The sequence below is a fragment of the Thauera phenylacetica B4P genome (assembly GCF_000310225.1).
In the GTDB taxonomy this organism is placed as follows: domain Bacteria; phylum Pseudomonadota; class Gammaproteobacteria; order Burkholderiales; family Rhodocyclaceae; genus Thauera; species Thauera phenylacetica.
This window is the reverse complement of record NZ_AMXF01000205.1, coordinates 1-7,248: the sequence shown is the minus strand read 5'-3', so window position 1 is coordinate 7,248 and position 7,248 is coordinate 1. Positions and strand designations below refer to the sequence as shown.

Here is a 7,248-nt window from a genome sequence, read left to right as displayed (position 1 = left end):
GACCTCGCGCTCGGCGCCGCGGGCGCCGACACCGCGGCCGAGGCGAAGCGGCTCGCGGGCGAGCTCGGCGACGACATCGACATCATGGTGGCGGACGCGCGCTACGGGCTTGCCAACCGCGTCGCCTCGGCCGCGGTCACGGTGAGCGGCCGCGCCGGCCGCGACCTGACCGACCGCATCGACCGTGTCGTGCTCAACCGGGCACTTGGCGTGCCGATCTTCCTGCTGATGATGTATCTGATGTTCCTGTTCACCATCAGCATCGGCGGCGCCTTCATCGACTTCTTCGACCAGTTTGCCGGGGCGCTGCTGGTCGATGGCGTGGCCGCGGTGCTCACCGGCCTGGGTTCGCCCGAGTGGCTGACGGTGCTGCTGGCGCAGGGCATCGGCGGCGGCATCCAGGTCGTCGCCACCTTCATCCCGGTGGTCGGCTTCCTGTTCCTGTTCCTGTCGGTGCTGGAGGACTCGGGCTACATGGCGCGCGCGGCCTTCGTCATGGATCGCTTCATGCGTTGGGTGGGCCTGCCCGGCAAGTCCTTCGTGCCGCTCATCGTCGGCTTCGGCTGCAACGTACCGGCGATCATGGCGACACGCACGCTCGAGCATCGCCGCGACCGCCTGATGACGATCGCGATGGCGCCCTTCATGTCCTGCGGCGCGCGTCTGCCGGTGTATGTGCTGTTCGCCGCCGCCTTCTTCCCGTCCGGGGCGCAGAACGTGGTGTTCGGGCTCTACCTGATCGGCATCGCGGTGGCGGTGATGACCGGCCTGGTGCTGCGCAACACCCTGCTCAAGGGCGAGCCGACCCCCTTCATCATGGAGCTGCCGCCCTACCACCTGCCCACGGTGCGTGGCGTGCTGCGCCATGCGTCGGAGCGCCTGATGGCCTTCATCGTGCGCGCCGGCCGGGTGATCGTGCCGATGGTGCTGGTGCTCAACGTGCTCAACTCGGTCGGTACCGACGGCAGCTACGGCAACGAGGACAGCGAGGCCTCGGTGCTCGCCGAGATCGGCCGCAGCATCACCCCGGCGTTCGCGCCGATGGGCCTGACCGAGGAGAACTGGCCGGCCGCGGTCGGCATCTTCACCGGCGTGCTCGCCAAGGAGGCGGTGGTCGGCACGCTGGATGCCGCCTACACCGCGCTCGCGGCCGAGGATGCGGGTGAGGGAGGCGGCGAGGAGGAGGCCTTCAGCCTTGCCGACAGCCTCGCCGCGGCCTTCGCCACCATTCCGGCGAACCTCGCCGATGCGCTCGGTGCGTGGGCGGACCCGATCGGCCTCGATGTCGGCGACCTCAGCGATCAGACCGCGGTGGCCGAGGAGCAGGAAGTCTCCACCGGCACCTTCGGCGCCATGGCGGCGCGCTTCGACGGAGCGGCCGGCGCTTTCGCCTACCTGCTTTTCATCCTGCTCTACGCGCCATGCACCGCGGCGATTGCGGCGATCTACCAGGAGGCGGGCACGCGCTGGGCGGTGTTCGTCACCATGTGGACCACCGGCCTGGGCTGGGGCGTGGCCACCGTGTATTACCAGGCCGCGACGTGGGCACAGCACCCGGGCTCTTCCTTCGCCTGGATCGCGGCGGTGAGCGTGTGCCTGCTGCTCGCGCTGTGGGGGCTGCGGCGCTACGGCGCGCGCGAGGCGGACGGCCGTCTGCCGCTGCCGCAGCAGGCCTGAGGCGGCGGCGATGATCCTGTCCCGCCTGAGCGACTACCTGCGCGAACGCCGCCGCGCCAGCCTGGCCGACATGGCGATCGGCCTCGACAGCGCGGCCTCGGCGCTCGAGCCCATGCTCGCCACGCTCGAGCGCAAGGGCCGCGTGCGGCGAGTCGCCCCAGCGGTGGGCTGCGGCACGAGCTGCTGCAAGTGCGATCCCGCGAGCACCGTCGTCTTCGAGTGGGCCGGCGACGCGCCGGCCTCCTGAGGCCGGAGGCCCTCGGCACGTGCCCGGCGTCCGCACGCTGCTGGTGATCGGCATCCATCGCGAGGAGCTCGCCTTCGGCCGGGAGGTGGTGCAGGGGCTGCAGGTCGAGGGACTCGACGTGCTGGAGATTCCCGAGGGGCTCTCGGGCCGACGGCCGTTGCCCGACGAGACCTTCCGCTACGGCACCCTGCACCGGGCGCTCTACCTGCAACTGCTGCCCTATCTCGGAGAGTCCCATGGCCTGCTGATCGACCTGCATTCGGGCCTCGACGAGCAGGGACCGAGTGCCGATCTGCTGTGCGCGGACGCGGCGTTGCGTGCGCGCCTGCGTTGCGCACTGGATGCGGAAGGCTGGAAGGCGCGGCCGGATGCCGCGGTGCGGATCGTGCCGCTGGGCCAGGCGGGCGTGGTGCAGGCGCGCACGGTGATCCCCGAGGCGATCTGGAACAACTCCGCGTTCGCCTATCTGGGACTGGAACTCTACCTGCCTGCAACGGCCGGGGGGCATGCAAGCGGAGCGGCGCTCGCCCGCCGGCTGGTCCGCCTTGCGGTCGGGTGCATGCAGGAGGAGGGCGGCGAGCAGGAGGGCCGTCGCCCACGCGCGTGACTCAGCGCAGCAAGGCCTTGCGATGCAGGCCGAGGTGCACCCCGAGACAGGCGACGAAGACGCCGCCGGTGACCGCATGCCAACGCTTGTTGCCGGTCGCCGCCAACGCCAGCGAGGCGCCCAGGCTGCCGAGCATGCCGATCTTCGCGGCGCGGTTGAGGCGGTTGTGGATCGAGCGCCGTGCCTTTCGCGGGGCGGCGAGTGCTGCATCCACGGCCTGTTCGACCCGTCGCTCGAGCTCGGCTGGGCTTACCTGTCCGTGGTCGAAGAAGACCACGATACTTCCTGCGGCAGGATTGGCTCGCAGCTCTCGAACGCCCTCGAGTGGCGCAAGGTCCTTCTGTACCCGGGACAGGCAGTCCTGTCTGCGCAGTGCGGTATCCTTTATGCGGATGCGACCCGGGGAGGATGAGGCGATTCTGGTCATGGGCAGGCTCCTCGACGGGGTGCCTCGGTTTCGGTCGAATCGAGGCTGAGGAGTGGAGAGTTTGACACCAATCCCCGGTCGACCTGCCGATGATTGCTCCCCGCAGAGCCGCCCCCGGGAGTCCGAGGGCGAAAATTCATGCTCTGACCACCGTCCAGTGGTTGTCCGGGGCGATCTCCACCGCCCAGCGCAGCAGCACGGGATCGCGCTGCGGGTGCCAGAATCCGAGACCGCGCGGCGAGCCGATCAGGCTCGCGTGGGTGCCTTCGAGCGGGAACTCGGCGAGCGCGCCCGCCTTGTTGAGTTCGGCGATCACCTCCAGGCGTTCGGGCGCCGCCGGGTGCCAGCGCGTCACGCGGTGACTGCGCTCGGCCGACAGGTAGAAACCGCCGTCCATCCCGGTGGCGATGTCGCCGCAGTAACCCGCGCCCACCGTCTCGCGGCTGGGGATCTCCAGGGTGTCGCCGTTCCACACCGCTAGGATGGGCGCTGCGGCGCGCTCGGCCGGGTCGTCGTGCTCGGCCTGCAGCGCCACGCCGACCAGCGCGCGCGCGCCCACGGCCGGTGTGGCGCCGAGCGCGAGGTGACGCAGGCTCAGACGCTTGTCTTTCAGCCACCACTGGCCGAGGCGCTCGCCGCTCGTCGGGTCGAGCCGGACCAGCGAGGAGTCCATGCGGTCGAGGTCGCGCTTGCGGTCTCCAGGCGCGCGCAGGATGCCGCCGTTGGCGACCACCAGCTTGCCCTCGGCGTCGAACAGCAGCTCGTGCGGCTCGATGCCGCGGGTGGAGAATTCCGCTTCCTTGCGCAAGCTGTCGCGCCGGCGCACGGCGATCCAGCCCTGGGTGGAGCCGGTCTCGGATTCGGTGGTGTACAGCCACTCGCCCGCGGGGTCGAAGACCGCGTGGCCGTTGAGCGTGCGCCCGCTGTTCTCGTCCGCGAGCGCCTGGCGGGCGAGGACTTCGCCGTCGGCGGCGCAGCGCATCAGCCAGGGGCCGGGGCGGTTGGCGCAGACCAGGAAGCCGCCGTCGCGGTCGGGCAGCAGGCCGTGGACGCGGTCGGGAACCGCGACCGCGGTCTCGATGCGAGCGACGCCTTGCTGCCAGTCGGTTGCCAGGATGCCGACATAGTCGGTGCCGCCCTCCGCCTTCGCGCCGTGCGAGGCGCCATCGCGGCCGAGTTCGTGCAGGCTGCGCCAGGCGGCGATCAGGCGGATTTCGGGGAGCGCGCCGGGCGTTGCCGCGGCGGCGAACAGGGTGCGGGGCAGCAGGGCGAGCGAGAGGCCGCCGCCCAGCGTGCGCAGGAAGTCGCGTTTGTTCATCGGGGTGTTCCAGTGGAAACGACGGACCCGTCGGGGCCCGTCGATCGAGATGCTCGGATCAGAACTTGTATTCGCCGGTCAGGATGATCGCGCGGCCGGTGCCGGGGATGGCGAAGCCGCCCTGGTCATACACGGCGTCGTAGTACACCCGGTCGAAGATGTTCTTCACGTTGAGCCGCGTGGCCCAGCTCTTCTGCTCGTAGGCGAGCATCGCGTCCCAGCGTGCGTAGCCGGGCGCGGTGTTGGGCGAGAACTTGCCGTCGATGAAGTTGCTGTTCGCGTTGGCTGCGGTCGGCACGTAGGCGTAGCGGTCGCTCTTGGCTTCGACGCCGCCGCCGATCTTCCATCCGCCGCCGAGCGCGTAGGTCGACCACAGGTTGAAGGTGAGCTTGGGCGTGTTGCGCGGGCGCTGGCCTTCGAGGCGTGCGTCCGCGCCCGGAGCGACCTCGAGGATCTCCGCGTCCATCAGCGAGAAGCCGCTGAAGACCTCCCAGTTCGGTGTAACGCGCCCGGCCACTTCAAGCTCCAGACCGTCGGTGCGGCGCTTCCTGGTCAGGATCGCGGCGCTCGACTCGAGGTCGGTATTGCGCTCCCACTCCTTGTCGGCGCGGTACAGCGCGGCGCGCAGGGCGAGATCGCCTTCCATCAGCATCCACTTGGCGCCGAGCTCGGTGACCTTGCTACGCTCGGCCGGGAAGCTGCCGCCGGAGAGCTGGTAGAGGTCGGCGGTGGGGCTGAAGGAGTCGCTATAGCTGATGTAGTAGTGGGTGTACTCGGTCGGATGCCAGGACAGGCCGGTGCGGAGGCTGGTCTCGCTGAAGTCGAGCTGTGGCGAGTTGAGGCTGGAATATTCGGCGTCCAGCGAGTCGTGGCGTGCGCCCAGGGTCAGCTTCCAGTTCGGCACGAACTCGATCGTGTCCTGCGCGTAGAAGGCCAGGGTGTCGCCCTCGTAGGTGATCGCCGGCGCCGAGGTGAAGGCGCCCGGACGATAGAAGCGGCCCGCCCCGGGATCCAGATCCTGCAAGCCCCAGCGGCTGGAGTCCTCCTTGAGGTATTCGACGCCGGCGAGCAGCTCGTGCTTCATGCCGAAGAGTTCGGTACGTGCGGTGAGGTCGGATTGAAGGGTCAGGTTCTCGGTTTCGGTCTGGCGGACCTTCGGGCTCCCGGTGCTGCCGTCGAAGCTGGGGGCTGCCGTCCGGGTTGGAGCCTGCGCCCAGTACACGCGCTCGTAGCTCGCGTGGCGCAGCTGGGTGCGGATCTCGGCCTGCGAGGACAGCTTGTACTGGTGCACCAGCGAGCTCATCGAAGTGTCGCTGTCGTCGAAGGTGTTGTTGGTGCCCCAGAAGGTGTCGGCGGAGAAGTTCTTCGTCGGGCGCTTGGTCGCCGGATCGAAGGAGATACCGTAGTCCGGGTTGTCGCGCGTCTTCAGATAGTAGTGGTTGAAGGTGAACTCGTTGTCCGTGTACAGCCCGGTGACCAGGCTCAGGCCCACGCCCTCGCGGTGGATCTCGGGCTCGGCGCCGTCGGCGGGGTTGCTGCGCCAGCTGCCCTCGTCGCGCTTCATGACGTTCAGGCGCAGCGCGGTGGTGTCGCCGAGCTCCTTGTTGAAGTCGCCGGTGACCTCGCGGTAGTCGTCGATGCCGACGCTGCCGGTGATGCGGCCGCGGTTGCCGAGCAGCGGCGTCTTGGTGACCTGGTTGATCACGCCGCCCGCCTGGCCGCGGCCGAACAGCATCGCGGCCGAGCCGCGCAGCACGTCGATCTGCTCGAGGTTGAAGGTCTCGCGGTTGTACTGCGCCGTGTCGCGGATGCCGTCGAGGTACATGTCGCCGAAGGTGTAGAAGCCGCGCAGGTTCATGTTGTCGCCCGAGCGACCGCCTTCGGCGGCGTTGAACGACAGGCCCGAGACGTTGCGCAGCGCCTCCTTGAGGCTGCCGACCTGCTGCTCTTCCATCAGGCTGTTGGTCACCGTGGTGACCGCCTGCGGGATGTCGTGCGGGTCCTGCAGCACCTTGCCGACGCGGGTCGTGGTGGCACGGTGGCCGTCCTGCGGAGCAGCGTCCTCGGCAGCGTTGACGGTGACCGTCGGTAGCGTCTTGGTCGAGGAGGGGGTCGATTGCGCCTGCGCGCTCACCGACAGGACGGCGAGCATGATCGCGCGCAGGGGCAGCAGCGGGCGGGTGGGGGCGTGCGCGGACCGCGCCGCGCCGGAACGAACGGCAGCTTTCATCGTGACTCTCTGGGGTATTGGATCGGGAAGTCGGTGCTGGCTGGCTTCCCGATCGACGGAGTGACGATGACCGTTTCAGGTGGCTGGCTGGGCGAGACGTTGCGAATTATGGTAAAAACGCGAATCGTTCGCAACAAGTTTTAACGAGTCCAGAAGATTTCCGGCTTGCGATCGCGACGTATTCGCTACTACAAGCGGCTCGCAGTTGCGGCCGCGGCTCAGCCGTCCGCCCGCCCCGCGCTCCACCCGCCGCCGAGCGCCTTGTACAGATTCACCGCATCGCCGAGGCGCGCCAGGCGCAACTGCGCCAGCTGATCCTGGGCGGAGAACAGGGTGCGCTGGGCGTCGAGCACCGTGAGCAGGCCGTCGGCGCCTTCGCGGTAGCGCAGCTCGGCCAGGCGCAGGCTGCGCTGGGCTTCGGTGAGGATCTCACGCTGGGCGGATTCCTGATTGGCGTCGCGGGTCGCGTTGGCGAGCGCGTCCTCGACCTCCTTGAGGGCGACGAGGATGGCGCGGCGGTGGGTCTCGAGCAGCTCGCGCTGGTGGGAGCGCTGGATGTCCACGTCGGCGCGCAGGCGGCCGCCGTCGAAGATCTTCTGCACCACGCTGGCCGAGATCGACAGCGTGCGCGTGGTATCGGCGAGCGACAGCAGCGCGGCGCTGCCCACCCCGGCGCCGGCCGACAGGCTGATGCCCGGGAGCAGCGCGGCGCGCGCGGCGGCGATGTTGGCGGCGGCGGCGG

The 7,248-nt window shown here is 69.5% G+C and carries 7 protein-coding genes; 3 read left to right on the top strand and 4 right to left on the bottom strand.

From position 1 onward, the window contains the following. The 3 genes from feoB to C667_RS18190 all read left to right on the top strand — a co-directional run. The coding region (gene feoB, locus C667_RS18200; protein WP_004374162.1) for a ferrous iron transport protein B at positions 1-1,677 on the top strand (1,677 nt) is incomplete at its 5' end. A gap of 10 nt (positions 1,678-1,687) precedes the next feature. Next, the gene (locus tag C667_RS18195; protein WP_004374161.1) at positions 1,688-1,924 is read left to right on the top strand and encodes a FeoC-like transcriptional regulator; all 237 of its coding nucleotides are present in this window, start codon (positions 1,688-1,690) and stop codon (positions 1,922-1,924) included. Between the two features lie 19 nt (positions 1,925-1,943). Then, complete coding sequence (locus C667_RS18190) at positions 1,944-2,531, top strand: hypothetical protein (RefSeq protein WP_004374160.1); 588 nt, start codon at positions 1,944-1,946, stop codon at positions 2,529-2,531. 1 nt (position 2,532) lies between these two features. On the opposite strand, the gene C667_RS18185 is transcribed toward C667_RS18190, so the two are convergent. The 4 genes from C667_RS18185 to C667_RS18170 all read right to left on the bottom strand — a co-directional run. Then, positions 2,533-2,958: an HMA2 domain-containing protein gene (locus tag C667_RS18185; RefSeq protein ID WP_039922125.1), complete on the bottom strand. Its 426-nt coding sequence runs from the start codon at positions 2,956-2,958 to the stop codon at positions 2,533-2,535. 136 nt (positions 2,959-3,094) lie between these two features. Further along, positions 3,095-4,276 carry a DUF1513 domain-containing protein gene (locus C667_RS18180; RefSeq protein WP_004374158.1) on the bottom strand — a complete coding sequence of 394 codons (1,182 nt, stop codon included), beginning with the start codon at positions 4,274-4,276 and terminating at the stop codon, positions 3,095-3,097. Between the two features lie 58 nt (positions 4,277-4,334). Next, positions 4,335-6,506 (bottom strand): TonB-dependent receptor, encoded by a 2,172-nt coding sequence (locus C667_RS18175; RefSeq protein ID WP_004374157.1) that lies wholly within the window; start codon positions 6,504-6,506, stop codon positions 4,335-4,337. A 218-nt stretch (positions 6,507-6,724) separates the two neighbouring features. After that, on the bottom strand, positions 6,725-7,248 hold a 524-nt coding region (locus tag C667_RS18170), incomplete at its 5' end, for a TolC family protein (protein WP_004374156.1).

What these genes read in the sequence shown, in the direction of transcription:
- C667_RS18195 (WP_004374161.1), top strand. Translation starts at nt 1,688, where the DNA reads ATGATCCTGTCCCGCCTGAGCGACTACCTGCGCGAACGCCGCCGCGCC.
- C667_RS18185 (WP_039922125.1), bottom strand. Translation starts at nt 2,958, where the DNA reads ATGACCAGAATCGCCTCATCCTCCCCGGGTCGCATCCGCATAAAGGAT.
- C667_RS18180 (WP_004374158.1), bottom strand. Translation starts at nt 4,276, where the DNA reads ATGAACAAACGCGACTTCCTGCGCACGCTGGGCGGCGGCCTCTCGCTC.
- C667_RS18175 (WP_004374157.1), bottom strand. Translation starts at nt 6,506, where the DNA reads ATGAAAGCTGCCGTTCGTTCCGGCGCGGCGCGGTCCGCGCACGCCCCC.